Raw genomic sequence first — 26,482 nt, 5'->3', positions numbered from 1 at the left:
TAAGATCTTTCGTCTCAACCGAGGCGCGCATTCTACAGCAGCCTCATTTGCTGTCAAGTGATTATTTTCAGAAGTTTTCGAAGATTTCTTCAACAACTTCAACCACTTGCGCTTCCGATCTCTCGTTAGCGGGAGGCGAATTCTACAGCGTTACACGCTGCTGTCAACACCTCTTTTTCTCCGCTTTCGACCGAGAAGATCGAACCGTCAAAAGAGCCAAACATCACCGCCCTTTCAACTCCTTCCAGGCTTCGATGAACTGAAGCAAGCCGCTGCCGAAAACTGCGTAACTCATTGAATCTCAAGGAGTTTTACGTTTCGACTGCGCCGGAAGTGGGGCGAATTATAGACCTCCAGAATCTGCCGTCAACCGCTTTTTTCACATTTCTGTCATATCGGTCGAAAAAACACGAAAACACGAAGGCCGACCTCTAGAGGTCGGCCTTCGTCCTGCCCTGCTACTTACAAGCTAGGGAAAGCAAACTGCGAAGCCTCATGGCTCGCACGCTGAGGCCAACGCTGAGTGATGGCCTTGCGACGGGTATAGAAGCGCACACCATCCGGGCCATAGGCATGCAGGTCGCCGAACAGCGAGCGCTTCCAGCCGCCGAAGCTGTGGTAAGCCACCGGAACCGGCAGCGGTACGTTGACGCCGACCATGCCGACTTCGATCTCGTCGCAGAACAGGCGCGCCGCTTCACCATCACGAGTGAAGATGCAGGTGCCGTTACCGTATTCGTGATCGTTGATCAGCTTCATCGCCTCTTCCAGGCTATTGACGCGAACCACGCACAACACCGGTCCGAAGATCTCTTCCTTATAGATGCGCATTTCAGGGGTAACGTTATCGAACAGGCAGCCGCCGAGGAAGAAGCCCTCTTCGTTACCTGGAATGCTCAAGCCGCGACCGTCGACCACCAGGGTCGCTCCCGCTGCCACACCGTCATCGACATAACCACTGACCTTGTCCCGCGCCTGACCGGTTACCAGTGGGCCCATGTCGAGACCGCACGAAGTGCCGGCACCGATTTTCAGCGCCTTGATCTGTGGAACCAGTTTCGCCACCAGCGCATCCGCTACCTGATCGCCGACACACACTGCGACCGAAATCGCCATGCAGCGCTCACCGCAAGAACCATAGGCCGCGCCCATCAGCGCGCTGACTGCGTTGTCCAGATCCGCATCCGGCATCAGCACCGCATGGTTCTTCGCGCCGCCCAGTGCCTGAACGCGTTTGCCGCGCTTGGTACCTTCGGCGTAGATGTATTCGGCAATCGGCGTCGAACCAACAAAGCTCAGCGCTTTGACTTCCGGCGCTTCAATCAGCGCGTCCACTGCAGTCTTGTCGCCATGCACCACGCTCAGCACGCCTTTCGGCAAACCGGCTTCCAGCAGCAGTTGGGCGATCAGCAGCGTCGAGCTTGGGTCACGCTCGGACGGTTTGAGGATAAAGCAGTTGCCGCAGACGATCGCCAGTGGGTACATCCACAGCGGGACCATCGCCGGGAAGTTGAATGGCGTGATGCCGGCAACCACGCCCAGTGGCTGGAAGTCCGACCAGGCGTCAATGTTAGGGCCGACGTTGCGGCTGTATTCGCCCTTGAGGATTTCCGGGGCGGCGCAGGCGAACTCGACGTTCTCGATACCGCGCTTCAGTTCACCGGCGGCGTCTTCGAGGGTCTTGCCGTGTTCTTCGCTGATCAATTGCGAGATGCGTGCTTCGTTCTGCTCCAGCAATTGCTTGAAGCGGAACATCACCTGGGCACGTTTGGCCGGAGGGGTGTTGCGCCATGCCGGGAACGCGGCCTTGGCGGCGTCGATCGCGTGTTGAATGGTTTCGCGGGTGGCCAGCGGCAGCTTGTGGATCGCCTGACCGGTGGACGGGTTGAACACATCAACCGCGCGACCGTTCTCGGTCACCAGTTCGCCATTGATCAAATGCGGGATAACGCTCATCGAAAACTCCTGAATTCTTGTGTACAGACGCCCACATGGGGCGCCTGTTATTCGCAGGTATATATAGAGGGAAAAATCAGTCGAGCTTGTTCAGCACTTCGCCAACCGCGTCGAACAGACGATCGAGGTCTTGCGGCTTGCTGTTGAAAGTTGGGCCGAACTGCAGAGTGTCGCCGCCGAAGCGTACGTAGAACCCGGCTTTCCATAGGGCCATGCCGGCTTCGAATGGACGCACGATGGCGTCGCCGTCACGGGCCGCAATCTGGATCGCACCGGCCAGGCCGTAGTTACGGATATCGATGACGTTCTTCGAACCTTTCAGGCCGTGCAGGGCGTTTTCGAAATGCGGGGCGACGTCGGCCACGCTCTGCACCAGGTTTTCCTTTTGCAGCAGGTCGAGTGCCGCCAGGCCAGCGGCGCACGCCACCGGGTGGGCCGAGTAGGTGTAGCCGTGGGGGAATTCCACCGCGTATTCCGGAGTCGGCTGATTCATGAAGGTCTGGTAGATCTCGGAGCTGGCAATCACTGCGCCCATCGGAATCGCGCCGTTGGTGACTTGCTTGGCGATGCACATCAGGTCCGGGGTCACGCCAAAGCTCTCGGCGCCGAACATCGAGCCGGTGCGGCCGAAACCAGTAATCACTTCGTCGAATACCAGCAGGATGTTGTGCTGATCGCAGATCTCGCGCAGACGCTTCAGGTAACCCTGAGGCGGAACCAGCACACCAGCGGAACCGGCCATTGGCTCAACGAAGACCGCCGCTATGTTCGACGCGTCGTGCAGTTCGATCAACTTCAGCAGCTCATCGGCCAGGGCGATACCGCCCTGCTCCGGCATGCCACGGGAGAATGCGTTGCTGGCCAGCAAAGTGTGCGGCAGGTGATCGACATCCATCATCGCCTGACCGAACAGTTTGCGGTTGCCGTTGACGCCGCCGAGGCTGGTGCCGGCGATGTTCACGCCGTGATAACCACGGGCACGGCCGATCATTTTGGTCTTGGTCGACTGACCTTTCAGACGCCAGTAGGCACGAACCATCTTCACCGCAGTGTCGGCGCACTCGGAACCGGAGTCGGTGAAGAACACGTGGTTCAGGTTGCCCGGGGTCAGGTCAGTGATCTTTTCCGCCAACTGGAACGACAGCGGATGGCCGTACTGGAAGCCTGGCGAGTAATCGAGGGTGCCCAGTTGTTTGGATACCGCTTCCTGAATTTCCTTGCGGGTGTGCCCGGCGCCGCAGGTCCACAGACCGGACAGCGAATCGTAGATCTTGCGGCCCTTGTCATCGAACAGCCAGCTGCCTTCGGCACCCACGATCAGACGCGGATCGCGCTGGAAGTTGCGGTTGGCGGTGTACGGCATCCAGTGCGCGTTCAGCTTCAGTTGGCTGGCCAGTGGCGACGGCGCGTTTTCAGGCATGTTCATCGGGCAAAACCTCGCAGGGCATAAGCATCAGGGAGATAAAAAGCGTTGTTGCAGCTAAATTGCCACGCGGATAAAGTCGGTGAAATCCAACTTTTCTAACCTTCAGTTAGAAGCCTGCTAAACAATGAGAACAACAGCATGAGCAGTCGCCGCCCCGATCCGCTGGCCCAGGTCAGTGATTTTGATATTCGCCTGCTGCGGATTTTCCGCAGCGTGGTGGAGTGCGGCGGCTTCTCGGCGGCGGAAACCGTGCTTGGCATCGGTCGCTCGGCGATCAGCCAGCAAATGAGCGATCTCGAACAGCGCCTTGGCCTGCGTTTGTGCCAACGCGGCCGCGCCGGGTTCTCGCTGACCGAAGAGGGCCGCGAGGTTTATCAGTCAGCGCTGCAACTGTTAAGTGCGCTGGAAAGTTTCCGCACCGAGGTCAACGGCCTGCACCAACACCTGCGTGGCGAGTTGATCATCGGCCTGACCGACAACCTCGTCACCCTGCCCCACATGCGCATCACCCACGCCCTCGCACAGTTGAAGGAACGCGGGCCGGACGTGCAGATCCAGATCCGCATGATCGCACCCAATGAAGTCGAACAAGGCGTGCTCGACGGTCGCCTGCATGTCGGCGTGGTGCCGCAGGCCAGCGCACTGTCGGGGCTGGAATATCAGCCGTTGTACAGCGAACGCTCGCTGCTTTATTGCGCGGTCGGCCACCCGCTGTTCTATGTCGATGACAAGCAACTGGATGACGAACGTCTTAATAGTCAGGACGCGATTGCCCCGACGTTTCGTTTGCCGGCGGAGATTCAGGCGCATTACCAGGCGCTCAATTGCACCGCCAGTGCGTCCGACCGTGAGGGCATGGCGTTTCTGATTTTGACCGGGCGTTATATCGGTTACCTGCCGGATCATTACGCCAGCCTGTGGGTGCAGCAAGGTCGCTTGCGTGCGCTGAAATCGACGACACGTTTTTATGATTTGAGTCTGGCATCGGTCACGCGCAAGGGGCGGCGCCCTCATTTGGTGCTGGAAAGTTTTCTGGAGAGTCTGGCGGCGACGCGTTGAAAAATCCTGCAAGGCCCGACAGATCAGGTTTTCAACCACAAAATCACTGAATAACCTGAGCAAGTGGACAGCTTTTTGCAAAGCAGGATCAACCCCGATCCTTCAACAAGAAGCCTTAAGCCATGCAGCCAGATTCTGAACCGTCCAGCGACCTGATCTACGGCCTCGACGACCGCCCAAAACCACCCGCCGCGATCCTCGCCGCCCTGCAACACGTGCTCGCCAGTTTCGTTGGCATCATCACCCCGCCGCTGGTGATCGGCTCGGCCCTCGGCCTGACCGCACACTTGCCGTACCTGATCAGCATGGCGCTGATGGTTTCCGGGGTCGGCACCTTTATTCAGGCGCGGCGGCCGTTCGGCATCGGCGCCGGGATGATCTGTTTGCAGGGCACCAGTTTCGCCTTTCTCGGCGCGGTGCTGTCGGCCGGGTTTCTGGTCAAGCAGCGTGGCGGCAGCCCGGAGGACATTCTGGCGATGATCTTCGGCGTGTGCTTTTTCGGCGCGGTGGTGCAGATCGTCCTCAGCCGTTTCATCGGTCAATTACGCCGGGTTGTTACGCCGCTAGTGACCGGGATCGTCATCACCCTGATCGGCGTCAGTCTGATCAAGGTCGGCATCACCGATCTGGGCGGTGGATTCAATGCGTCGGACTTCGGCGCGCCGGGCAATCTGGCGCTGGGGGTGTTCGTGTTGCTGACGATCATCCTGTTCAACCGCTCGAACACGCCGTGGGTGCGGCTGTCGGCCATCATTATCGGACTGCTGCTTGGCAGTCTGGCCGCGTGGTTCAGCGGGAAACTGGTTCCGCAGGCATTGCCTGACCTGCCGCTGGTGAGTCTTCCTGCACCGTTCAAGTTTGGTTTCAGCTTCGACTGGACGGCTTTCCTGCCGGTCGCGCTGATTTATCTGATCAGCACCATCGAAACCGTCGGCGACCTCACCGCCAACTGCATGCTCGCCCGCCAGCCGATCAGCGGCCCCTCTTATATAAGCCGACTGCGCGGCGGCGTGCTCGGTGACGGCGTGAGCTGCATGATCGCGGCCACTTTCAGCGCCTTCCCCAACACCACGTTTGCGCAGAACAACGGCGTGATCCAGTTGACCGGCGTGGCCAGCCGCTATGTCGGGCTGTACATCGGCGCGATTCTGTTTTGTCTTGGCCTGTTCCCCATGATCGGCGCGGTGCTGCAGCAGATCCCCAAACCGGTGCTCGGCGGCGCCACCCTGGTGATGTTCGGCAGCGTGGCGGCAGCCGGTGTTCGGATCCTCGCGCAGTCGCCGCTGGACCGACGCAGCATGCTGATCATCGCCACCTCGCTCGGCGTCGGCCTGGGCATTGCCGCGCAACCGAACCTTCTGCATCTGTTGCCGAAACTGGTGCAAAACCTGTTCGATTCGGCGATCACCAGCGGTGGCCTGACCGCGATCATCCTGTGCCTGTTGCTGCCGGAGGCGAAAACTACCCGCGTCGAATCCGCCGCAGCGCTGAACAAGATCGAACAGGCGTAACGGTTTTATTGCATCAGCACTTGTCGGATGCCTGTGGGTGCGCTATCAACGCAACTGGTTGCACCCACAGACAAACCGGAAGTGCCTATGACCTTTGAAGTCCCTGCTCACGGCGGCAAACCCGCCAGCCGCATTCGTCAGAAGAACGAAGAGACCATCCTCAAAGCCGCCGAAGACGAGTTCGCCCGTCACGGTTACAAAGGCACCAGCATGAACACCATCGCGCAGAATGCCGGGTTGCCCAAGGCGAACCTGCATTACTACTTCACCAACAAGCTTGGGTTGTACGTGGCGGTGCTGAGCAACATCATCGAGCTGTGGGACAGCACCTTCAACACCCTGACCGCCGAGGATGATCCGGCCGAAGCGCTGACCCGCTACATTCGCGCCAAGATGGAATTCTCCCGCCGCCAACCGCAAGCCTCGCGGATCTTTGCGATGGAAGTGATCAGCGGTGGCGAATGCCTGACCGAGTATTTCAACCAGGATTACCGCGCCTGGTTCCAGGGCCGCGCAGCCGTGTTCCAGGCCTGGATCGATGCCGGCAAGATGGACCCGGTGGATCCGGTGCACCTGATTTTCCTGCTGTGGGGCAGCACCCAGCATTACGCCGACTTCGCCACGCAGATCTGCCGCGTCAGCGGTCGCAGCAAGCTGACCAAGCAGGACATGGAAGACGCCGGCAACAACCTGATCCGCATCATTCTCAAAGGCTGCGGCCTCACCCCGACTATTTAAGACGTTTATGCCTTTCACCCTCAGCGGTTTTTGCGAGTACCGCGAAGAGATTCGCAAAAGCCGCTTCATCACCGTCGCCGCGCCGATCGCCAGCCCCGCCGACGCGCAGGCGTTCTTCGAACAACACAGCGACTTGAATGCCTCGCACAACTGCTGGGCGTGGAAACTCGGTGCGCAATACCGCAGCAACGACGACGGCGAACCCGGCGGCACCGCCGGACGGCCGATTCTGGCGGCCATCGAAGCGCAGGATTGCGATCAGGTCGCGGTGCTGGTGATCCGCTGGTATGGCGGCATTCAACTGGGCACCGGCGGTTTGGCCCGAGCCTATGGCGGCGGCGCGAACAAGTGCCTGCAAGCGGCGGCAAAAGTCGAGTTGATCAGCCGGGTACCGCTCAGTTGCGCCTGCGGCTTTGCCGAGTTGGCGCTGGTGAAGCTGCGGGTGGCGGATCTGGGTGGTCTGGTGGTGGAAGAAAACTTCACCGCCAATGGCGTTGAGTTGCAGTTGGCGGTGGGTGAGGCGCAGATCGAGTTGCTGCAAACGCAGCTGGCGGATTTGAGTCGGGGGCGGATTGTGCTGCAGCGTTAGAAGAGCAAAAGATCGCAGCGTGCCGCAGCTCCTACATTGAAAATGTGCTCTCCCTGTAGGAGCTGCCGAAGGCTGCGATCTTTTAGGGCGTGGACGGATTTCTTTATTCCAGCAACTTGCCCACATCTGCTGTGCACCCGGCTGTGGATAACCTGAGCACATATGGCTGTAACCCTTCTGTCACGTGGCTTTGCGCGATTTGCTCACTTTCCGTCCATTGCGCATGAAAAAAGAGAAATCCCACGTAAAAACAGATAGTTAGCGCTGTTTATCACCATTGGGAGATAGCACCGCAGCGCTTATGCCGAGGATTTCCAATTGCGCACAAATACTGTGGAACAACCTGTGGATAAGCCGTTCATGGCTGGCGCAGTCGCAGGTTCTGTATAGCTTCGACCCGGCTGCTCGTTTTTTAACCAGTTCGTCACGGTGCAAAAGTGGAGCCGGATCAACGGCTTTGCGCTGAATTGGTGCCCGCTCCCCCTGCGTTTTTCAGCGCGAAGCTCTGCCGCCGGCACGCGGCAACAGTTACGGCGGGCGTTCCTGACTCAATGGCCAGGAAATTGCTTTATCCACAGGTACAACTCCAAGTCAGTCGAGCCTGTCATGCCAAGCCCAGATTCAACGCCGCGCCTGCAACTGCGCCAGATCAGCAAACGCTACCCCGGTTGCCTGGCCAATGACGCCATCGACCTGAGCATCGCGCCGGGGGAAATCCACGCCCTGCTCGGTGAGAACGGCGCGGGCAAAAGCACACTGATGAAGATCATCTACGGCGTGACCCAGGCCGATACGGGGGAAATGCTCTGGCAGGGTCAGCGAGTAAATATTCGCAACCCGGCGCAGGCCCGGCAGTTGGGGATCGGCATGGTGTTCCAGCATTTCTCGCTGTTCGAAACCCTCAGCGTCGCGCAGAACATTGCTCTGGCAATGGGCGCCGAGGCCGGTACGCCGAAACAGCTTGAGCCGAAAATTCGCGAAGTGTCGCGCCGCTACGGCATGGCGCTGGAGCCGGAGCGACTTGTCCACAGCCTGTCGATTGGCGAGCGGCAACGGGTGGAGATCATTCGTTGCCTGATGCAGGACATTCGCCTGCTGATCCTCGACGAGCCGACGTCGGTGCTGACGCCACAAGAGGCCGACGAACTGTTCATCACCCTGCGCCGCCTCGCCGCCGAGGGTTGCAGCATTCTGTTTATCAGCCACAAGCTCGCGGAAGTGCGCGCCCTGTGCCATAGCGCCACGGTTTTGCGCGGCGGGCGGGTCGCCGGGCATTGCCGGCCGGCCGAATGCTCGGATCAGCAATTGGCGCAGATGATGGTCGGCGAAGCGGCGGCGTTGATCGGCGAATATCCGAAGGTCAGTGGCGGCGCGGACTTTCTACAGGTCAACGGCTTGAGCTGGCACAACCCCGATCCCTTCGGCTGCTCGTTGAGCGACATCAATCTGCAAGTGCGCGGCGGCGAAATCGTCGGCATCGCCGGGGTCGCGGGCAATGGCCAGGATGAGTTGCTCGCCCTGCTCAGCGGTGAACAAACCCTGCCCCGCGACGGCGCGACAACGATTCGTTTCGCCGGGCAAGCGGTCGCCGATTTGCGCCCGGATGCGCGGCGCCAACTCGGTCTGGCGTTCGTCCCGGCAGAACGCCTGGGCCACGGCGCAGTGCCGGAACTGAGCCTTGCCGACAACGCCTTGCTCACGGCCTTTCAACAGGGGCTGGTGAGCAACGGTTTGATCGAGCGCAGCAAAGTCGAAGCCCTTGCCCAACAGATCATTCAGCGCTTCGGGGTGAAAACCCCGGGCACTCACGCGGCCGCGCGCAGCCTGTCCGGCGGCAATCTGCAGAAATTCATTCTCGGCCGGGAAATCCTCCAGCAACCGAAACTGCTGATCGCCGCGCACCCGACCTGGGGCGTGGACGTTGGCGCAGCGGCGACCATTCACCGCGCGCTGATTGCCCTGCGCGATGCCGGCGCGGCGATCCTGGTGATCTCCGAAGACCTCGACGAACTGTTCCAGATCAGCGACCGCCTCGGCGCCCTGTGCGCCGGGCGTCTGTCGCCGCTGCAGAACACCACCGACACCCTGCTGAGCGATGTCGGCGGCTGGATGGCCGGGCACATCAACCCCACGCATTCATCGGCCACGGCCTGACGGAGTTTTCCCAACATGCTGCTTTCCCTCGAACCCCGTGGCCAGCAATCGCGCCTGATGTTGTGGTGCTCGCCGTTGCTGGCAGCACTGCTGACACTCGGTTGCGGCTCGCTGTTGTTCATCGCTCTGGGACATGACCCGCTGCAAACCTTGCACACGCTGTTGATCGCACCGGTCAGCGATCTGTATGGCGTCTCCGAACTGCTGGTCAAGGCGCTGCCGATTCTGCTTTGCGCACTCGGTCTGTCCGTGGCTTATCAAGCGCGAATCTGGAACATCGGCGCCGAAGGCCAGTTGCTCCTCGGTGCACTCGCCGGCAGTGCCTTGGCGGTGAACATCATCGACCTGCAGAGCCGTTGGGCGCTGGTGCTGATTCTGCTCACCGGGACCTTCGCCGGGGCCGCTTGGGCCGGGCTGACGGCATGGCTGCGCACGCGCTTCAACGCCAACGAAATCCTCACCAGCATCATGCTCAATTACATCGCGCTGAACCTGTTGCTGTTCTGCGTGCACGGGCCGCTGAAGGATCCGGCCGGCTACAACTTTCCCGAGTCGGCGATGTTCGGCGACGCCAGTCGCCTGCCGCTGCTGATGGAGGATGGCCGGGTGCATGCCGGGGTGTATTTCGCCCTGCTCGCGCTGGTTGCGGTGTGGGTGTTGTTGCAGAAAAGCTTCGTCGGTTTCCAGATCAAAGTGCTCGGTCTGGATAAACGTGCGGCGGGTTTTGTCGGCTTTCGTGAGAAGCGTCTGATCTGGCTCGCGCTGTTGATCAGCGGTGGTTTGGCCGGGCTGGCCGGGGTTTGCGAAGTGACCGGGCCGATCGGGCAATTGGTGCCGCAAGTCTCGCCGGGCTATGGCTATGCAGCAATCACCGTGGCGTTTCTCGGGCGGTTGAACCCGATCGGGATTCTGTTCTCCAGCCTGCTGATGGCGCTGCTGTACATCGGCGGTGAAAGCGCGCAAATGACCCTCAATCTGCCGCAAGCCATCACCCAACTGTTTCAGGGAATGATGCTGTTTTTCCTGCTGGCCTGCGACGTGCTGATTCTCTATCGGCCACGTCTGAAACTGCGCTGGACACGGCGCGCGTCGACCACCGCCGTAACCACCGGAGCGCTGTGATGGATATCGATCTGCTGAGCAATATTTTCTACGCCATGGTGCGTTGCGGCACGCCGCTGTTGGTGGTGGCGCTGGGTGAGTTGATCTGCGAGAAGAGCGGCGTGCTCAATCTCGGCCAGGAAGGAATGATGCTGTTTGGCGCGGTGATCGGTTTTATCGTCGCCCTTAAAAGCGGCAACTTGTGGCTCGGCGTGTTGTTGGCGATGCTCGCGGGAATGTTGTTGTCATCGCTGTTTGCCCTGGTGGCGCTGGTGTTCAACGCCAATCAGGTGGCGACCGGGCTGGCGCTGACGATCTTCGGTGTGGGCCTGTCGACCTTTGTCGGTGCAGCGTGGGTCGGCAAGCCGTTGGCCGGATTCGAGCCGTTGGCGATTCCGTACTTGAGTGAGATTCCGCTGATCGGGCGCATGCTGTTTGCTCAGGACTTGCTGGTGTACCTGTCGTTCGCGCTGTTTGCGCTGGTGGCGTGGGTGATCATCAAAAGCCGTGTCGGGCTGATCATTCAGGCCGTTGGTGAGAACCCGGACGCGGCCAGTGCGATTGGCCTGCCGGTGCTGACCGTGCGCACGCTGGCGGTGCTGTTCGGCGGGGCGATGGCCGGTTTGGCCGGTGCCTATCTGTCCCTGGCTTACACGCCGATGTGGGCCGAGAACATGACCGCCGGACGCGGCTGGATTGCCCTGGCGCTGGTGGTGTTTGCCAGTTGGCGGGTGTGGCGCTTGTTGCTCGGGGCTTATCTGTTTGGCCTCGCCAGCATCCTGCATCTGGTGGCGCAGGGCTTGGGGCTGGCGATTCCGTCGAGTCTGCTGGCGATGCTGCCGTATGTGGCGACGATTGTGGTGTTGGTGCTGTTGTCGCGCGATGCCGTTCGGACTCGGTTGTATGCGCCGGTGTCGTTGGGGCAGCCGTGGCAGGCGGGGCATTAAAGCGATGACCCTGCCGGCCTCTTCGCGAGCAAGCCCGCTCCCACAGTGTGGTGTTGTGTATCTGACTTGCGAACACCGCTGAGGGTCCTGCGAATTCGAGAAGCAACCACGCTAAAGTCTGGAGTATGCTTCGGGATCAACAGCTCTTTTGAGACCCGGCTCGATGTGTTGCGACGAGTGTTGCAACTACGGCTCGGTCAGGCGTGTCCATTGAATCCGTGAACCGTAACTTTCAAGGAACCCCGTCATGTCCCAGGCAAAAAACGCACTGATCATCGGCGCCTCCCGTGGCTTGGGCCTCGGGCTGGTGAAAACCCTGCTGGCCGACGGCTGGCAAGTGACCGCCACCGTGCGCAATCCGCAAAAGGCCGAGGCGCTGCAAGCGCTGGGCAAGGTGCGGATCGAGAAACTCGACATGGACGACCAGCAAGCGGTGATCGCCCTGAGCCAGCAGCTCAAGGGCGAGACCTTCGACCTGCTGTTCGTCAACGCCGGGGTCAAAGGCCCTGAAGTGCAAACCCCGGGTGGCGCGACACTGGCCGAAGTCGGGCAACTGTTTTTCACCAACGCCGTGGCGCCGATCAACCTGGCGCAACGCTTCGTCGGGCAGATCCGCGACGGCAGCGGCGTGCTGGCGTTCATGAGTTCCGGCCTGGGCAGCGTCACCGTACCCGACGCCCCGGAGCTGGCGCTGTACAAGGCGAGCAAGGCCGCGCTGAATTCGATGACCAACAGTTTTGTCACCCAGTTGGGCGAGCAGAAACTTACCGTGCTGTCGCTGCATCCGGGCTGGGTGAAGACGGATATGGGCGGTGAAGGTGCTGACCTGGATGTAGAGACCAGCACCCGTGGGCTGATTGATCAGGTGAATGCGTACACCGGCAAGGGCGGCCATCACTTCATCAACTACAAGGGTGAAACCATTCCCTGGTAAGCACTGAAAATCCCAATGTGGGAGCGAGCCTGCTCGCGAATGCGGTGTGTCAGACAATGGATGTATCGACTGATACGACGCCTTCGCGAGCAGGCTCGCTCCCACAAGGGTTGTGTGGTGAATGGTCGGGTTGGGCTTGCCCGATCCGGCGATTTGTTTGAAACTCCGCACCTCGTCCAACGCGGCGACCCTGGATCAGCAGACAGGGCAACACTGAGCTGGCAACCCTGAACCCAACTTTCAGAGGAGCCGGCCACAATGCCTGCGACCCGTACCTGGTTAAAAAATCCCCTCGCCATTTTCACGGCCAACGCGCTTGATGCCCGTGGCGGTCTGGTGCTGCAAGACGGCGTGATCGTCGAAGTGCTGGCGGCCGGTCAGCAACCGTCCGCACCGTGCAACGAAGTGTTCGATGCCCGCGAGCATGTGATCCTGCCGGGCCTGATCAACACCCATCACCACTTCTATCAAACCCTGACTCGCGCCTGGGCGCCGGTGGTCAATCAGCCGCTGTTCCCGTGGCTGAAAACCCTGTACCCGGTGTGGGCACGGCTGACCCCGGAAAAACTCGCCCTCGCGACAAAAGTGGCTTTGGCTGAACTGCTGCTGTCGGGGTGCACCACCGCCGCCGACCACCACTACCTGTTCCCGGACGGTCTGGAAAACGCCATCGACGTGCAGGTCGACACCGTGCGTGAACTGGGCATGCGCGCCATGCTCACACGCGGTTCGATGAGCCTCGGCGAGAAGGACGGCGGCCTGCCGCCGCAGCAGACTGTGCAGGAAGGTCAGGTGATTCTCGACGACAGTCAGCGCCTGATTCACGAGTACCACGAGCGCGGCGACGGTGCGCAAATTCAGATCGCTCTGGCACCGTGCTCGCCGTTCTCGGTGACCCCGGAAATCATGTCGGCCAGCGCCGAACTGGCGAACAAACTCGATGTGCGCCTGCACACGCACTTGGCGGAAACCCTCGACGAAGAGGATTTCTGCCTGCAGCGTTTCGGCCTGCGCACCGTGGATTATCTGGACAGCGTCGGCTGGCTCGGCCCGCGCACCTGGCTGGCCCATGGCATCCACTTCAACCCGGATGAAATCGCTCGCCTCGGCCAGGCCGGCACCGGTATCTGCCATTGCCCGAGTTCGAACATGCGTCTGGCCTCCGGCATCTGCCCGAGCATCGATCTGACCGATGCCGGTGCGTTGTTCGGTCTGGGCGTGGATGGTTCGGCCTCGAACGACGCGTCGAACATGATCCTCGAAGCGCGGCAGGCGTTGTACATCCAGCGTCTGCGTTATGGTGCGGAAAAAATCACCCCGGAACGCGTGCTCGGCTGGGCAACCAAAGGCTCGGCGAGCCTGTTGGGGCGTACCGACATTGGCGAGCTGGCGGTGGGCAAGCAGGCGGATCTGGCGTTGTTCAAGCTCGATGAGCTGCGTTTCTCGGGCAGCCATGATCCGATTTCGGCGCTGCTGTTGTGCGGTGCCGATCGTGCGGATCGGGTGATGATTGGCGGCAAGTGGCGCGTGGTGGACGGTCAGGTTGAGGGGCTTGATCTCAAAGGCCTGATCGCCGATCACAGCCAGGCGGCTCGGCAGTTGATCGCCGGCACCTGATCCACGGCCGTTCAAAACTGTGGGAGCGAGCCAGCTCGCGAAGAGGGAGTGTCAGACAACATGTTTGTTGAATGACACACCGCTTTCGCGAGCAGGCTCGCTCCCACATTGGTCTCTGTCAGCCTCAAAGGCCGAGCAGGGACAGCATGATAAACGTCGCAAACAGCACAAAGTGAGTCATGCCTTCGATGGCATTGGTCTCGCCGTCATTCAGGTTGATCGCACTGACAATCAGCGTGATGAAGATCATCACCGTCTGCACCGGGGTCATCGCCATCTGAAACGGCTGACCGGTGTACAGCGCCATCGCTTCCATCACCGGCACGGTGAGGATCACCGTCGACAGTGACGCGCCCATCGCAATGTTCACCACCGATTGCATGCGGTTGGCCAACGCGGCACGCAACGCCGTCAGAATCTCCGGCGCTGCGGAAATCGCCGCCACCAGAATCGCCGTGATCACCGGCGGTGCGCCCGTACCTTCCAGGCCCAGATCGAGGGTCTTGGACATCACTTCGGCCAGAGCGCCGATCACCACCACGCCGAACACCAGAATGCCGATCGACCAGGTCAGGCTCAGCGGTTTCGGTTCATCTTCCACCGGTTCTTTCTTGCGGCGTTTATCCGGGTAGCTGTAGCTGAAAAAATAACTGTGCGGCCCAACCTGCATGCGCAGGAACAACGCATAAAGCACCACCATCGCACCGATGGTGAACGCTGAATAAATCTTCCAGTTGGCCGCCGGAATAAACTCCGGCACCACCATCGATACGCCCATGGCGGTGAGGATCATCACGCTGTAGCTGCGTGCCGAATCATCGTTGTACGACTGCTCGCCGTGCTTGAGCCCGCCCATCAACGCGGCGAGGCCGAGGATGCCGTTGATGTCGAGCATCACCGCCGAATAGATCGTGTCCCGCACCAGCGTGGCGGACGCCTCGTTGCTCATCATGATCGCCAGGATCACCACTTCCACCAGCACCGCAGCGAGGGTCAGGATCATCGTGCCGTAGGGGTCGCCAACTTTTTCTGCGAGCAGTTCGGCATGATGGGCGACGCGCATCGAGGCGGCGACGATGAAGGCGATCAGCACCAGACCGCAGATCAGCGCGACGATCTGGCCGCTGTGGAGCATCCAGTGTTCCAGCGGATAAGCGATGCACGCGGCAATCACCGCCAGCAGCAGAAAGCTTTCTTGCTTGAGGATCGTGAGCATGGCGGGCCTTTTTGCCGAGAGATTCGAATGAGCTACTGACTGCGGCGTGGCGCTAACGTTTCGTTACACCTTAGCGCACCAGTGGATGGCAGCTGGTTCAGGCATGCACTTTTATCGGCCTTGCCGGCCTCTTCGCGAGCAGGCTCACTCCCACATTTGATCGCGTTGCCCTGTGGGAGCGAGCCTGCTCGCGAAGGCCGCACCTCGGTTTTGGATTGTTTGTTGTCCTGTTGGTCAGCAATTTGCATTGCCCCTGACCACACACAACAAAATGGAGCTCCAATTCATGCAAATACGTCCGCTGCACAAACTGCTGTGCGCCGCCATCGGTCTGGGGATCAGTCTGAGCGCCAGCGCTGCCGATCCGCTGAAGGTCGGTTTTGTCTACATCGGCCCGATTGGCGACCACGGCTGGACGTATCAGCATGAACAGGGGCGCAAGGCACTGGCGGAGAAATTCGGCGCGCAGATCAGCACCAATTACGTCGAGAACGTGGCCGAGGGCGCCGACGCCGAGCGGGTGATCCGCAACATGGCCAAGGACAATTACGACCTGATTTTCACCACCTCCTTCGGCTACATGAACCCGACGCTGAAAGTCGCCAAACAGTTTCCCAAGGTCACCTTCGAACACGCCACCGGCTACAAGCAGGACAAGAACCTCGGCACCTATCTCGCGCGCACCTACGAGGGTCGTTATGTCGGCGGTTTCCTTGCAGCGAAGATGACCAAGACCAAGAAGGTCGGTTACGTCGCCTCGTTCCCGATTCCGGAAGTGATCCGCGATATCAACGCCATCCAGCTGGCGCTGAACAAGTACAACCCCGGCACCGAGATCAAAGTGGTGTGGGTCAACTCGTGGTTTGACCCGGGCAAGGAAGCCGACGCCGCCAACGCCCTGATCGATCAGGGTGTGGACGTAGTGTTCCAGCACACCGACAGCCCGGCGCCGATTCAGGCCGCCGAACGGCGTGGCGTGTACGCCGTGGGTTACGCCTCGGACATGGCGCACTTCGGCCCGAAAGCGGTGCTGACTTCGATCGTCAACGACTGGGCGCCACACTACATTCAGGCGACCCAGAGCGTGATCGACCACAACTGGAAGTCCCAGGATTACTGGGGCGGGCTGAAGGAAGGCACGGTTGAACTGCCGATCAGCGATCTGGTTCCGGCACCAGTGAAAGCCGAGGCTGAGCAGATCATTGCCGACATCAAGAGCGGTAAGTTGCAACCGTTCACCGGGCCGATCAAGGATCAGGCCGGCGTGGAGAAAATCCCTGCTGGGGTGAGCGCAACCAATGCCGAATTGGCGTCGATGAACTATTACGTGGAAGGGATGAAGGCCGAGATGCCGAAGTAATCCTCCGATTCACCACACAAAACCCTGTGGGAGCGAGCCTGCTCGCGAAAGCGGTGTGTCATTAAACAAAAATGTTGTCTGACACTCCCTCTTCGCGAGCAGGCTCGCTCCCACATTGGAACCCAGCGTATTCAAGGATTGTGTATGAACAGTCTTCCGATCATCGACATCTCACCGCTCTACACCAACGACCAAAACGCCTGGCCCGCCGTCGCCGCACAGATCGACCAGGCCTGCCGCGAATGGGGCTTTTTCTACATCAAGGGCCACCCGATTTCCGCACAGCGCATCGACTCGCTGCTCGACCACGCCCAGCGTTTTTTTGCGCAACCGACCGAAGAAAAACTCAGGATCGACATCACCCAGACCCGCCACCATCGCGGCTACGGCGCCATCGCCACCGAACAGCTCGACCCGGACAAACCCAGCGACCTCAAGGAAACCTTCGACATGGGCCTGCACTTGCCGGCGGATCATCCCGAGGTGCTCGCGGAAAAACCGCTGCGCGGGCCGAATCGTCATCCGGCACAAGCAGGTTGGGAAGCGCTGATGGAGCAGCACTACCTCGACATGCAGGCCCTCGCGCAAACCCTGCTGCGGGCGATGACGATTGCGCTGGGGATCGAACGCGACTTCTTCGATTCGCGCTTCGTTGAGCCGGTCAGCGTACTGCGGATGATCCACTACCCACCACGTCACACCGCCAGCAGCGCCGAACAGCAAGGCGCCGGAGCGCACACCGATTACGGCTGCATCACCCTGCTCTACCAGGACAGCGCCGGCGGCCTGCAAGTGAAGAACATCAACGGTGAATGGATCGACGCGCCACCGATTGACGGCACCTTCGTGGTCAACCTCGGCGACATGATGGCGCGCTGGAGCAACGACCGCTATCGCTCGACCCCGCACCGGGTGATCAGCCCGCTGGGGGTGGATCGCTATTCGATGCCGTTCTTCGCCGAGCCGCACCCGGACACCCGCATCGAATGCCTTCCCGGTTGCCAGGACGCACAGCATCCGGCGAAATATCCGACCACTACCTGCGCCGAATTCCTGCTGTCGCGCTTCGCCGATACCTACGCCTATCGGCGCGAGCCGCAAGCGGTGTGATGGATCGCTTGGTCAGGTTTTGCCAATTGTTTCGGCGCGCATCTGTAGAATGGCCGCCATCTGCACCTGATGAGAAAAGAATATGTACGATTGGCTCAACGCCCTGCCCAAGGCCGAACTGCACCTGCATCTGGAAGGCTCGCTGGAGCCTGAGTTGCTGTTCGCCCTGGCCGAACGCAACAAGATCGCCCTGCCGTGGAGCGATGTCGAAACCCTGCGCAAGGCCTACGCCTTCAACAACCTGCAGGAATTCCTCGACCTGTATTATCAGGGCGCCGACGTGCTGCGCACCTCCCAGGATTTCTACGACCTGACCTGGGCCTACCTGCTGCGCTGCAAAGCGCAGAACGTGATTCACACCGAACCGTTCTTCGATCCGCAGACCCACACCGACCGTGGCATCCCGTTCGAAGTGGTACTCAACGGCATCGCCGCGGCACTCAAGGATGGCGAACAGCAACTGGGCATCACCAGCGGTTTGATCCTGAGCTTCCTGCGTCATCTGAGCGAAGACGAAGCACAGAAAACCCTCGATCAGGCGCTGCCGTTCCGTGATGCGTTTGTCGCCGTCGGCCTCGACAGCTCGGAGATGGGTCACCCGCCAAGCAAGTTCCAGCGTGTGTTCGACCGCGCCCGCCACGAGGGTTTCCTGACCGTCGCCCACGCCGGTGAAGAAGGCCCGCCGGAGTACATCTGGGAAGCCATCGACCTGCTGAAGATCCAGCGTATCGACCATGGCGTACGCGCCATCGAAGACGAGCGCCTGATGCAGCGGATCATCGACGAGCAGATCCCGTTGACTGTGTGCCCGCTGTCGAACACCAAGCTCTGCGTGTTCGATCACATGTCGCAGCACAACATCCTCGACATGCTCGAGCGTGGGGTGAAGGTCACCGTCAACTCCGATGACCCGGCGTACTTCGGCGGCTACGTCACCGAGAACTTCCATGCGCTGCATGAACACCTGGGCATGACCCAGGATCAGGCCAAGCGCCTGGCGCAGAACAGCCTGGATGCGCGTCTGGTAAAACCATAAGTACAAAGCAAATCCTCTGTGGGAGCGGGCTTGCTCGCGAAAGCGGTGTGTCAGTCGACATATTGGTTGAATGACACACCGCTTTCGCGAGCAAGCCCGCTCCCACAGGGTGCTGTGTTCAGCCAGCGATCTCTGCTTCAGTCAGCTCCTCCAGGGTTTTACCGCGCGTCTCCATCCCGAACAGCCACACCACCCCCGCCGCAATCGCAAAGCACAGCGCGCCCAGCGCAAACACTCCGCCTTGCCCGGTAATCGGGAACACCAGCCCGGTCACCAGCGGTCCGAGCAACGAGCCGACACGGCCAATCGCCGAGGCAAAGCCCGAGCCTGTGGCGCGCGCCGAAGTCGGGTACAACTCAGGCGTGTAGGTGTAGAGCACCGCCCACATGCCGAACAGGAAAAACTGCATCAGCAGCCCCGAGCTGATCAGCAACGCGACGTTGCCGCCGAACACCGCACTCTGCCCGTAGAGAAACGCCATCACTCCGCCGCCGAGCAACGTCACGATGCACACCGGTTTGCGCCCCCAGCGTTCCACCAGCCACGCGGCCATCAGGAACCCGGGAATCCCGCCCAGAGAAATCAGTACGGTGTAATACACCGACTGGGTCACGGCGAAACCCGACTGTTGCAACAACGCACTGAGCCACGATGTCAGCCCGTAGAAACCGAGCAAGGCGAAAAACCACAGGCTCCAGATCATCGTGGTGCGCTGGCGATATTGCGGCGACCAGATCTGCTTGAGCGCCGAGAAGAAGTTGCCCGGCGGCGTCACTGTTCTTGGCAGGCGCACCGGCTCAGGCAGCGTTTCGACACCGAGCGAGGTGCGCACGCGCGCCTCGATGGCGCCCAGGACCTTGTCCGCGGCTTCGTGGCGTCCGGCCTGCTCCAGCCAGCGCGGTGATTCGGGGATAAAGAAACGGATCGCCAGCACAAACACCGCCGGCACCGCCAACACCAGGAAGATATCGCGCCAGCCAATCAGCGGCAGCAGAAAGTACGACAGCACCCCGGCGGCGACGAAACCCAGCGGCCAGAAACCGTCCATCAATGCAATGTAGCGCCCGCGCCGCTGCGCCGGGATCAACTCCGAAAGCATCGACTGTGCAATCGGAAACTCCATGCCCATGCCGATCCCCAGCAGGATCCGGAACAGCGTCAGGCTCTCGACCGTTTGCGCGGTCGAACACAGATAACTGGCCACGCCCCACAACACGATGCTCCACTGAAACACCGGTTTACGCCCGAAACGATCGGCGAGCATCCCCGATAACGACGCCCCCAGCACCATGCCGAAAAAACTCGAACTGGCGAGCAGGCCAGCCTGTGCACTGCTCAAGCCGAACTCGGTTTTGATCGAGCCGAGCAGGAACGTCATCATGGCCAGGTCCATGGAGTCGAAAAAGAACGCCAGGGCAATGATGATGAAAATAACCCGGTGATAACCGCTGAGTGGCAGCCGTTCCAGGCGTTCTGCCGCGCTGAAGTTTCGCGTATCCATGCCCATCCCCTCCGCAATGTGTGCGGATCGAGTGTGCGCGATAACGCCTCAGCGCTTTTTCTGGATACGACCTGTTCGCAGTCACAGGCGACGCCAGCGTCGAAGTGTCGGCCGGCGAACGCTCTATCACGCCAATTCCAGCTCGGTTTCCTTGGCGAACCGCTGGATTTCCCGCTGCCCGGCCGGGGTCACTTGCAAGGCTCGGGAGTCCTTGGGCAGCACCAGCCAGCCGGACTGCATGAACAGTTGCAGCACCGCCGCGCCGAGTGAACCGCCCAGGTGCGGGCGACGTTCACTCCAGTCCGGACAGGCGCACGCCACCTGAGCCTTGCGATGAGCGAGGGCCTGGATGAACACACCGCGGTTGGCCAGTTGCGTCGAGCCTTTGAGGGTCACCACGACCCGCTGCTCGATCTGTTCGAGCCAGCCGGCATCGAGCAGACGCTGATACAGATCGGCGGCCAGCGTGCCACCCAAATGATCATCGCAAAAGCGCGCACGCAGCAGTGAAGACGGCGCAGTCCGGGGATTGGCGCTCGGTGCCGAGCGTTTGAATACGTGAGGAATTTCCCGCGGTGCGCTGGCGATCGTGGCACTGGCCAGCGCTTCGATGGCCGCCGCGATCTCCGGGGCTGCCAGACGGAAAAAGCGCTTGCGCCCACGGACCTCGACTTTCAACAGGCCCCCGGCGGACAAACGCCCCAGATGCGCACTGGCCGAAGATGGCGACAACCCTGCCAGCAGCGCCAGCTCTTCGGTCTGGCGTGCCGAGCCATCCATCAACGCCCACATCATCGCACTGCGCTTGGGGTCGGCCAGCAGCGTGGCGATCTGGCTGATGCAAGGTGCATGTTCCATGTATTCACTCCCTGTTGAATCGTATCGTCTACTGCTCGAAGACATCTTGACCAGTAATGGGTCATCGGCCAAGACGGGTAAAACGCCATGAACCGGAGCAAGCCAGGCCGGTGCTGCGGCACCCGTCAATGGAGTGTCCGCGGCGTTTGTGCAGCGCTCGCCCGGCTCTGAAAAACCGGCCGGATTCAGTCCTGACCGGTTATCGGTGCAGGTTTGAGGCGGTCGCTAGTATAAGCGGGATGCACGCTGCTTCCTGCGCCGTGGCTGACACGAATGGTGATAGTTCCTGAGTGAAATTTCGCTAATTGCCTGCGACTAATGATCAACTTTCGGGAAATGGGGAAATTGACTACTCAATTCGGCGCATCGGCTGGCGAGCATTTCCCTCAAAAGGTTCACCGGCTTACTCAATTGTGCGCGATGGGCGCACAACAAATTCAGCGGAGCACGCTCACAGAGCAGCTCCGGCAGCAACACTTTGAGGCGCCCGGCGAGCACATCCGCGCCGACATCGAGCCACGATTTGTAGGCGATGCCCGCCCCCGCCACCGCCCACAACCGGACGACGTCGGCGTCATCACTGAAGCGATCGCCACTGACCGTCAGGCCGACTTCACGTTTGCCGTCATGAAAACTCCAATGGTCGTGCACGCGACTGCCGAGCATGTACAGCAGGCAATTGTGCTGCGCCAGTTGTTCGAGCTGACGCGGTTCGCCGTGGCGCGCCAGGTACGCCGGCGATGCGCAGAGCACGCGGCGATTGTCCGGAGCGATGGGCAGAGCCACCAGGCTCGAATCCTCGGGTTCGCCATAACGCAGGGCGATGTCCACCGGCTGGCGGAACAGGTCGGCGATGCGATCACCGAGCAACAGGCGCACGGTCAGTTTCGGATGCTCGCGCTGAAACTCGTCGAGCCACGGCAACAGCAAGTTGCGCCCGAAATCCGAAGGCGCCGACAACTGCAGGATGCCGCTGACCTGATCCTGCGCGCTGGAGAGAAATCGCCGGCCTTCGTCCAGCGAACTCAACGCGGCCCGCGCGTATTCGAGGAAGCCTTCGCCCTCGGCGGTCAGACGCAGGCTGCGGGTCGAGCGCGCCAGCAAACGCACGCCCAGTTGCTGTTCGATGCGTTTGAGCGCGGCGCTGGCCACTGCCGCGGACATGTCCATCACCCGCGCCGCTGCCGACAGGCTGCCCAGATCCGCCGCGCGAACGAACAACTGTAAATCGTCGAAACGCAGCATTCTCAGCCTCGATTATCAAAAAAATATTGAAAGAGACTGCTCTTTTAGCCGGTTTTATCGCGCCGAGAAATAGCCAATGATGGGTTCAAGCAAATTTATCCCGCGACTGGAGCCGCACATGTCCCAAGCATTCACCGCCATCGCCACCCTGATCGCCAAACCCGGCCAGCAGGACACCCTCGAAAACGCCCTGCGCGCACTGGTTGAGCCGAGTCGCGCCGAGGAAGGCTGCAGCCAGTACGACCTGCACCGCGACCTCGCCGACCCGCTGACCTTCTATGTGATCGAACACTGGGCCAGCGAGGAAATCCTTTCGGCGCACAACGCCAGCGCGCATTTTCAGAACTTCCAGGCCGCCGCCGGCCACTGCATCGAACACTTCCAATTGAAACGTCTGGGCGCCATCGCCTGAGCCCTTCTTCTATTACCGTTACGGAGCAAGTCATGAAAGCCTTCGCCTATTACGCCTCCCTGCCGATCAGCGACGAAAAATCCCTGCAAGACATCGAACTGCCGGAGCCGGTCGCCGGCCCGCGCGACCTGCTGGTGGAAGTCAAAGCCATCTCGGTCAACCCGGTCGACACCAAGGTGCGGCAGAACGTGGCGCCGGAAAACGGCGCAGCAAAAGTACTGGGCTGGGACGTCGCCGGTGTGGTCAAAGCCGTCGGCAGTGAAGTGACGCTGTTCAAGGCCGGCGACAAAGTGTTTTACGCCGGCTCCATCGCCCGTGCCGGTGGCAACAGCGAGCTGCACGTGGTCGATGAGCGCATTGTTGGCCACATGCCCAAATCCCTCGGTTTTGCCGAAGCCGCCGCGCTGCCGCTGACCGCGATCACCGCGTGGGAACTGCTGTTCGAACGCCTGCAGATCCGTGAGGGCAAGACCGATGAAGGTCAAAGCCTGCTGATCGTCGGCGCCGCTGGCGGCGTCGGTTCGATCCTCACCCAACTGGCCAGCCAGTTGACCGGCCTGAAGGTCATCGGCACCGCGTCCCGTGCACAGACTCGCGACTGGGTGAACGAGCTGGGTGCCGACCTGGTGATCGACCACAGCCAGCCGTTGAGCGAGGAACTGAAACGCGCCTGCATCGATCACGTGACCCACGTCGCCAGCCTGACCCAGACCGATCTGCACCTGGAGCAACTGGTCGAGGCGTTGGCCCCGCAAGGCAAACTCGCGCTGATCGACGATCCGAAGTCGCTGGACGTGAGCCAGCTCAAGCGCAAGAGCCTGTCGCTGCACTGGGAGTTCATGTACACCCGCTCGCTGTTCGAAACACCGGACATGATCGAGCAGCACAAGCTGCTCAACCGAGTGGCCGAGCTGATTGATGCGGGGACGTTGAAGACCACCGTCGGCGAGCATTTCGGCACGATCAACGCGGCGAACCTGCGCCGGGCGCATGAGCTGCTGGAAAGCGGCAAGGCCAAGGGCAAAATTGTTTTAGAAAGTTTCTGAAAACCCGGACGTCATAATCAGCGCCAGTCCTTTCAAGGGCTGGCGCTGTTTTTTGCCGTCAGTCAGATGCTTGATCGTTGTCACAAATCCGATCGTATTCAGGTCTACACTCGAAGCCTCTGCGATGCATCTTTTACACAAGGGAGGTCAGTAATGAAGATCCTGATAAAAGAAGTGGCAAAGTCCCAATGGCAGGTTCGTCTGGACCAGCACGCCGTGACCTTCCGCAGTGAAGCCGAGGCGCTCGCCTTCACCCGCACCCTCGAAGCGCGCCTGCACGCGCCCCATCGGATTCCCGACCCCGGACAGCAACGCGCCGTCGGCTGAGGCAGTCAGGCTTCGGCCTGTGCTTGCGCCAACGCCCGGGCATTCTGCAAATGCCGGGTGTACATCGCGACGCTCACCACCAGCAACCCGCACAGGCTGATGACCATGGCCATCGGCATGGCGCTGCCATCGTGCAGAACGCCCACCAGCGAAGCCGCGCCGGAAGCCACGCTGAACTGCAGGCAGCCCATCAGTGCCGACGCACTACCGGCACGCGCACCCTGGCCGTTCATTGCACACGCCGCTGCGTTGGGCAGGATGCAGCCGAGGCTGGCGATACACACGAACAACGGGATCAACAGCGGCCACAACGCTTCGGTGTGCAGCGAGCTGACCGCGAGCAAAGAAACCCCGGCCAACAGATACACCCACACCGCCCGTGCCAGCAGGAATGCCGGACCGCGCTTGGCCAACAGCCGCGCATTGACCTGGGCCACCAGAATGAACCCCGCCGCATTGGTGCCGAACAGCCAGCCGAAATGCTCGGCGGGTACGCCGTACAGTTTGATGAAGACGAACGGCGAACCGGCGATATAGGAAAACATCCCGGCGACCGCGATACCGCCGGTCAGGGCGTGGCCGAGAAACACCCGGTCGCCAAACAACCGGCCGTATTGGCGCAACGCACCGGACAACGGCTGGCGCGGCACGTAATCCGGCAGACTTTCCGGCAGACCCAGCGCCACAGCGAGGGCGGCCAGTGCGCTGAAGCCGGTCAGTGCGAGGAAGATCGACTGCCAGCCCGTGGTATTGACCAGCAGACCGCCGAGCAACGGCGCGAGAATCGGCGCCAACCCCATCACCAGCATCAGTTGTGAAAAGACTTTCGCCGAACCGACCGCATCGCACTTGTCGCTGACCACCGCCCGGGAAATCACCATCCCCGCGCAGCCGCCCAGCGCCTGAACGAAACGCGCGCCGATCAGCCATTCCAGATTCGGTGCATAAGCACAGGCCAGCGAGGCCAGGGTGAACAGGCCGACACCGACCAACAGCGGCAGGCGCCGACCAAACCGGTCGGCCACCGGCCCATACAGCAACTGCCCGATCGACAGACCGGCGAAATAGGCTGCCAGGGTCAGCTGGACGTGCTTTTCATCAGTGCCAAAGGCCAGCGCCATCGACGGGAACGCCGGCAAATAGAAGTCGATCGCCAGCGGACCGAAGGCGCTCAGGGCACCGAGAATCAGAATGGTACGGAAGTTCATCAGGCATCCAGGTGGGATAGAAGTCGGCAGCCCGACAGTCTAGCCGCGCTGAGACACCTTGAACATTCCGATAGCTCGCTAACTATTAGAAATCAGATGACCTACACCTGAAACCTGTGGCGAGGGCGCTTGCTCCCGCTGGACTGCGCAGCACGCCGAGTGTTTTTCAATTGAAAAAAAGGCCGCTTCGCGACCCGGCGGGAGCAAGCTCCCTCGCCACAGGGATTTATCGTTATCCGGCGAGTTTTACCGGGTAGCCCTCTTCGCTGATCACCTCGATCACCTGCTCGGCACTCAGCGAACTCTCGACGCCGACTTCTTTGGCCGCCAGATCGACCCGCACGCTGGCCGCCGGATCCTTCGCCTGCACGGCGTTGGTGATGGCTTTGACACAGTGGCCGCAGGACATGCCTTGAACGTTGAACACTTGCATGGATGGACTCCTTTGAGTGAGGTTGCCGGCAGTGTCGAGCTTGCCACCATGGCAAGGTCAAGTTCTGCAGAAAACTGCCGGGCTGGCAATCGGCGTCGCGCTCAGCCAAGCTGCGTGCATCAATGACTCAAATTCAGGAGATTCAGCCATGCGCTGGTCAGCTTTCAGCCTGTTTGGCTTGCTCAGCCTCTTTGCCGCCCTGCCCCAGGCCAACGCGACCGCTGAGGACTACGCCGTTCTGATCATCTCGCGCGAGCGTCTGGAAGTGCCGACTCCCTGCGAGATTGGCGTGTACGTCAATGATGAACTGGCAGCGCGCCTGCTTCAGGAACAGACCACTTCGTTCAACCTGCCCCACGGGACGATTTCCATCCGTCTGAAACAATTGCCTGGCCAAGTGCCGGGTTGCCAGGCAGGCATGCTCGCGCCGCCGGCGCAGGAGATCTCGCTCAAGGCCGGCGATGTGCTCAAGTACCGGATCGCGGCAAATGCCAAAGGCTTGTACCTGCGACCTGCCGCCCTCGAATACTAAGCAAAACTCCAAATGTGGGAGCGGGCTTGCTCGCGAATGCGCTGTGTCATTCAGCGATGATGTTGACTGACACACCGCATTCGCGAGCAAGCCCGCTCCCACACTGTTTTTGTAGTGAGTCAAATATTGGCGCTTGACCTTGCCCGCGTGGCAAGGTTGATCCTTG

General features: G+C 60.8%; 24 protein-coding genes. 16 read left to right on the top strand and 8 right to left on the bottom strand.

Features of this window, described 5'->3' with window-relative positions; all coding sequences use genetic code 11:
* Positions 1-462: 462 nt before the first annotated feature.
* A complete protein-coding gene (locus ACOYXG_RS03095) occupies positions 463-1,956 on the bottom strand; it encodes a CoA-acylating methylmalonate-semialdehyde dehydrogenase (protein ID WP_041067919.1) in 1,494 nt (497 codons plus the stop codon).
* Positions 1,957-2,032: 76 nt separating this feature from the next.
* Positions 2,033-3,382, bottom strand: a complete 1,350-nt coding sequence (aptA, locus tag ACOYXG_RS03090; protein ID WP_460355857.1) for an omega-aminotransferase AptA — start codon at positions 3,380-3,382, stop codon at positions 2,033-2,035.
* A 138-nt stretch (positions 3,383-3,520) separates the two neighbouring features.
* Between aptA and ACOYXG_RS03085 the strand changes: the two genes are divergently transcribed.
* From ACOYXG_RS03085 to ACOYXG_RS03045, 9 genes are all read left to right on the top strand, one after another.
* Positions 3,521-4,441, top strand: coding sequence for a LysR family transcriptional regulator (locus tag ACOYXG_RS03085; protein WP_007968115.1), 921 nt, complete (start codon positions 3,521-3,523; stop codon positions 4,439-4,441).
* 122 nt (positions 4,442-4,563) lie between these two features.
* Entirely contained in the window at positions 4,564-5,952 is a 1,389-nt protein-coding gene (locus ACOYXG_RS03080; RefSeq protein WP_460355854.1) for a uracil-xanthine permease family protein, read from the top strand.
* Positions 5,953-6,039: 87 nt separating this feature from the next.
* Complete coding sequence (locus tag ACOYXG_RS03075) at positions 6,040-6,690, top strand: TetR/AcrR family transcriptional regulator (protein WP_027613646.1); 651 nt, start codon at positions 6,040-6,042, stop codon at positions 6,688-6,690.
* A gap of 7 nt (positions 6,691-6,697) precedes the next feature.
* A complete protein-coding gene (locus ACOYXG_RS03070; RefSeq protein WP_460355851.1) occupies positions 6,698-7,279 on the top strand; it encodes an IMPACT family protein in 582 nt (193 codons plus the stop codon).
* 606 nt (positions 7,280-7,885) lie between these two features.
* Positions 7,886-9,433, top strand: a complete 1,548-nt coding sequence (locus ACOYXG_RS03065) for an ABC transporter ATP-binding protein (protein WP_460355848.1) — start codon at positions 7,886-7,888, stop codon at positions 9,431-9,433.
* A gap of 15 nt (positions 9,434-9,448) precedes the next feature.
* On the top strand, positions 9,449-10,555 hold the full coding sequence (locus ACOYXG_RS03060) for an ABC transporter permease (RefSeq protein ID WP_460355845.1): 1,107 nt from the start codon (positions 9,449-9,451) through the stop codon (positions 10,553-10,555).
* Entirely contained in the window at positions 10,555-11,481 is a 927-nt protein-coding gene (locus ACOYXG_RS03055; protein WP_460355843.1) for an ABC transporter permease, read from the top strand. Before ACOYXG_RS03060 ends, ACOYXG_RS03055 begins: the two co-directional genes overlap by 1 nt.
* Before the next feature lie 247 nt (positions 11,482-11,728).
* On the top strand, positions 11,729-12,415 hold the full coding sequence (locus tag ACOYXG_RS03050) for an SDR family oxidoreductase (RefSeq protein WP_095138233.1): 687 nt from the start codon (positions 11,729-11,731) through the stop codon (positions 12,413-12,415).
* A 258-nt stretch (positions 12,416-12,673) separates the two neighbouring features.
* Positions 12,674-14,032: an 8-oxoguanine deaminase gene (locus ACOYXG_RS03045; protein WP_027613641.1), complete on the top strand. Its 1,359-nt coding sequence runs from the start codon at positions 12,674-12,676 to the stop codon at positions 14,030-14,032.
* A 124-nt stretch (positions 14,033-14,156) separates the two neighbouring features.
* Here the strand turns inward: ACOYXG_RS03045 and ACOYXG_RS03040 are convergent, their stop codons facing one another.
* On the bottom strand, positions 14,157-15,248 hold the full coding sequence (locus ACOYXG_RS03040; RefSeq protein WP_096794854.1) for a calcium:cation antiporter: 1,092 nt from the start codon (positions 15,246-15,248) through the stop codon (positions 14,157-14,159).
* Between the two features lie 286 nt (positions 15,249-15,534).
* Between ACOYXG_RS03040 and ACOYXG_RS03035 the strand changes: the two genes are divergently transcribed.
* The 3 genes from ACOYXG_RS03035 to ACOYXG_RS03025 all read left to right on the top strand — a co-directional run bounded on the left by ACOYXG_RS03035 (position 15,535) and on the right by ACOYXG_RS03025 (position 18,754).
* On the top strand, positions 15,535-16,608 hold the full coding sequence (locus ACOYXG_RS03035; protein ID WP_103369677.1) for a BMP family ABC transporter substrate-binding protein: 1,074 nt from the start codon (positions 15,535-15,537) through the stop codon (positions 16,606-16,608).
* A 144-nt stretch (positions 16,609-16,752) separates the two neighbouring features.
* Positions 16,753-17,718 carry a 2-oxoglutarate and iron-dependent oxygenase domain-containing protein gene (locus ACOYXG_RS03030; RefSeq protein ID WP_096794852.1) on the top strand — a complete coding sequence of 322 codons (966 nt, stop codon included), beginning with the start codon at positions 16,753-16,755 and terminating at the stop codon, positions 17,716-17,718.
* Positions 17,719-17,800: 82 nt separating this feature from the next.
* Positions 17,801-18,754, top strand: a complete 954-nt coding sequence (locus tag ACOYXG_RS03025) for an adenosine deaminase (protein WP_003221371.1) — start codon at positions 17,801-17,803, stop codon at positions 18,752-18,754.
* 118 nt (positions 18,755-18,872) lie between these two features.
* On the opposite strand, the gene ACOYXG_RS03020 is transcribed toward ACOYXG_RS03025, so the two are convergent.
* The 3 genes from ACOYXG_RS03020 to ACOYXG_RS03010 all read right to left on the bottom strand — a co-directional run bounded on the left by ACOYXG_RS03020 (position 18,873) and on the right by ACOYXG_RS03010 (position 22,358).
* The gene (locus ACOYXG_RS03020) at positions 18,873-20,255 is read right to left on the bottom strand and encodes an MFS transporter (RefSeq protein WP_460355837.1); all 1,383 of its coding nucleotides are present in this window, start codon (positions 20,253-20,255) and stop codon (positions 18,873-18,875) included.
* A gap of 126 nt (positions 20,256-20,381) precedes the next feature.
* Complete coding sequence (locus ACOYXG_RS03015; protein WP_097089938.1) at positions 20,382-21,113, bottom strand: ArsR/SmtB family transcription factor; 732 nt, start codon at positions 21,111-21,113, stop codon at positions 20,382-20,384.
* Positions 21,114-21,428: 315 nt separating this feature from the next.
* Positions 21,429-22,358: a LysR family transcriptional regulator gene (locus tag ACOYXG_RS03010; protein WP_007962958.1), complete on the bottom strand. Its 930-nt coding sequence runs from the start codon at positions 22,356-22,358 to the stop codon at positions 21,429-21,431.
* 118 nt (positions 22,359-22,476) lie between these two features.
* Here ACOYXG_RS03010 and ACOYXG_RS03005 point away from each other — a divergent pair, with 118 nt between their 5' ends.
* The 3 genes from ACOYXG_RS03005 (at position 22,477) to ACOYXG_RS02995 (ending at position 24,143) form a co-directional block, all read left to right on the top strand.
* Positions 22,477-22,770 carry a putative quinol monooxygenase gene (locus tag ACOYXG_RS03005; RefSeq protein ID WP_096794850.1) on the top strand — a complete coding sequence of 98 codons (294 nt, stop codon included), beginning with the start codon at positions 22,477-22,479 and terminating at the stop codon, positions 22,768-22,770.
* A 32-nt stretch (positions 22,771-22,802) separates the two neighbouring features.
* Positions 22,803-23,816, top strand: a complete 1,014-nt coding sequence (locus ACOYXG_RS03000; protein ID WP_460355833.1) for a zinc-binding alcohol dehydrogenase family protein — start codon at positions 22,803-22,805, stop codon at positions 23,814-23,816.
* Between the two features lie 153 nt (positions 23,817-23,969).
* Positions 23,970-24,143, top strand: a complete 174-nt coding sequence (locus ACOYXG_RS02995; protein ID WP_166496092.1) for a hypothetical protein — start codon at positions 23,970-23,972, stop codon at positions 24,141-24,143.
* A 5-nt stretch (positions 24,144-24,148) separates the two neighbouring features.
* Here the strand turns inward: ACOYXG_RS02995 and ACOYXG_RS02990 are convergent, their stop codons facing one another.
* Together ACOYXG_RS02990 and ACOYXG_RS02985 are read right to left on the bottom strand one after the other, a co-directional pair.
* Positions 24,149-25,351: a multidrug effflux MFS transporter gene (locus ACOYXG_RS02990; RefSeq protein WP_150369575.1), complete on the bottom strand. Its 1,203-nt coding sequence runs from the start codon at positions 25,349-25,351 to the stop codon at positions 24,149-24,151.
* A gap of 232 nt (positions 25,352-25,583) precedes the next feature.
* A complete protein-coding gene (locus tag ACOYXG_RS02985; protein ID WP_096794848.1) occupies positions 25,584-25,784 on the bottom strand; it encodes a heavy-metal-associated domain-containing protein in 201 nt (66 codons plus the stop codon).
* Positions 25,785-25,932: 148 nt separating this feature from the next.
* Here ACOYXG_RS02985 and ACOYXG_RS02980 point away from each other — a divergent pair, with 148 nt between their 5' ends.
* The gene (locus ACOYXG_RS02980) at positions 25,933-26,316 is read left to right on the top strand and encodes a hypothetical protein (RefSeq protein WP_460355827.1); all 384 of its coding nucleotides are present in this window, start codon (positions 25,933-25,935) and stop codon (positions 26,314-26,316) included.
* Positions 26,317-26,482 lie beyond the last annotated feature (166 nt).

The organism is Pseudomonas sp. G3-39 (assembly GCF_054790485.1).
This window is presented reverse-complemented; position numbering and strand designations above follow the sequence as displayed.

What these genes read in the sequence shown, in the direction of transcription:
- ACOYXG_RS03095 (WP_041067919.1), bottom strand. Translation starts at nt 1,956, where the DNA reads ATGAGCGTTATCCCGCATTTGATCAATGGCGAACTGGTGACCGAGAAC.
- aptA (WP_460355857.1), bottom strand. Translation starts at nt 3,382, where the DNA reads ATGAACATGCCTGAAAACGCGCCGTCGCCACTGGCCAGCCAACTGAAG.
- ACOYXG_RS03085 (WP_007968115.1), top strand. Translation starts at nt 3,521, where the DNA reads ATGAGCAGTCGCCGCCCCGATCCGCTGGCCCAGGTCAGTGATTTTGAT.
- ACOYXG_RS03080 (WP_460355854.1), top strand. Translation starts at nt 4,564, where the DNA reads ATGCAGCCAGATTCTGAACCGTCCAGCGACCTGATCTACGGCCTCGAC.
- ACOYXG_RS03075 (WP_027613646.1), top strand. Translation starts at nt 6,040, where the DNA reads ATGACCTTTGAAGTCCCTGCTCACGGCGGCAAACCCGCCAGCCGCATT.
- ACOYXG_RS03070 (WP_460355851.1), top strand. Translation starts at nt 6,698, where the DNA reads ATGCCTTTCACCCTCAGCGGTTTTTGCGAGTACCGCGAAGAGATTCGC.
- ACOYXG_RS03065 (WP_460355848.1), top strand. Translation starts at nt 7,886, where the DNA reads ATGCCAAGCCCAGATTCAACGCCGCGCCTGCAACTGCGCCAGATCAGC.
- ACOYXG_RS03060 (WP_460355845.1), top strand. Translation starts at nt 9,449, where the DNA reads ATGCTGCTTTCCCTCGAACCCCGTGGCCAGCAATCGCGCCTGATGTTG.
- ACOYXG_RS03055 (WP_460355843.1), top strand. Translation starts at nt 10,555, where the DNA reads ATGGATATCGATCTGCTGAGCAATATTTTCTACGCCATGGTGCGTTGC.
- ACOYXG_RS03050 (WP_095138233.1), top strand. Translation starts at nt 11,729, where the DNA reads ATGTCCCAGGCAAAAAACGCACTGATCATCGGCGCCTCCCGTGGCTTG.
- ACOYXG_RS03045 (WP_027613641.1), top strand. Translation starts at nt 12,674, where the DNA reads ATGCCTGCGACCCGTACCTGGTTAAAAAATCCCCTCGCCATTTTCACG.
- ACOYXG_RS03040 (WP_096794854.1), bottom strand. Translation starts at nt 15,248, where the DNA reads ATGCTCACGATCCTCAAGCAAGAAAGCTTTCTGCTGCTGGCGGTGATT.
- ACOYXG_RS03035 (WP_103369677.1), top strand. Translation starts at nt 15,535, where the DNA reads ATGCAAATACGTCCGCTGCACAAACTGCTGTGCGCCGCCATCGGTCTG.
- ACOYXG_RS03030 (WP_096794852.1), top strand. Translation starts at nt 16,753, where the DNA reads ATGAACAGTCTTCCGATCATCGACATCTCACCGCTCTACACCAACGAC.
- ACOYXG_RS03025 (WP_003221371.1), top strand. Translation starts at nt 17,801, where the DNA reads ATGTACGATTGGCTCAACGCCCTGCCCAAGGCCGAACTGCACCTGCAT.
- ACOYXG_RS03020 (WP_460355837.1), bottom strand. Translation starts at nt 20,255, where the DNA reads ATGGATACGCGAAACTTCAGCGCGGCAGAACGCCTGGAACGGCTGCCA.
- ACOYXG_RS03015 (WP_097089938.1), bottom strand. Translation starts at nt 21,113, where the DNA reads ATGGAACATGCACCTTGCATCAGCCAGATCGCCACGCTGCTGGCCGAC.
- ACOYXG_RS03010 (WP_007962958.1), bottom strand. Translation starts at nt 22,358, where the DNA reads ATGCTGCGTTTCGACGATTTACAGTTGTTCGTTCGCGCGGCGGATCTG.
- ACOYXG_RS03005 (WP_096794850.1), top strand. Translation starts at nt 22,477, where the DNA reads ATGTCCCAAGCATTCACCGCCATCGCCACCCTGATCGCCAAACCCGGC.
- ACOYXG_RS03000 (WP_460355833.1), top strand. Translation starts at nt 22,803, where the DNA reads ATGAAAGCCTTCGCCTATTACGCCTCCCTGCCGATCAGCGACGAAAAA.
- ACOYXG_RS02995 (WP_166496092.1), top strand. Translation starts at nt 23,970, where the DNA reads ATGAAGATCCTGATAAAAGAAGTGGCAAAGTCCCAATGGCAGGTTCGT.
- ACOYXG_RS02990 (WP_150369575.1), bottom strand. Translation starts at nt 25,351, where the DNA reads ATGAACTTCCGTACCATTCTGATTCTCGGTGCCCTGAGCGCCTTCGGT.
- ACOYXG_RS02985 (WP_096794848.1), bottom strand. Translation starts at nt 25,784, where the DNA reads ATGCAAGTGTTCAACGTTCAAGGCATGTCCTGCGGCCACTGTGTCAAA.
- ACOYXG_RS02980 (WP_460355827.1), top strand. Translation starts at nt 25,933, where the DNA reads ATGCGCTGGTCAGCTTTCAGCCTGTTTGGCTTGCTCAGCCTCTTTGCC.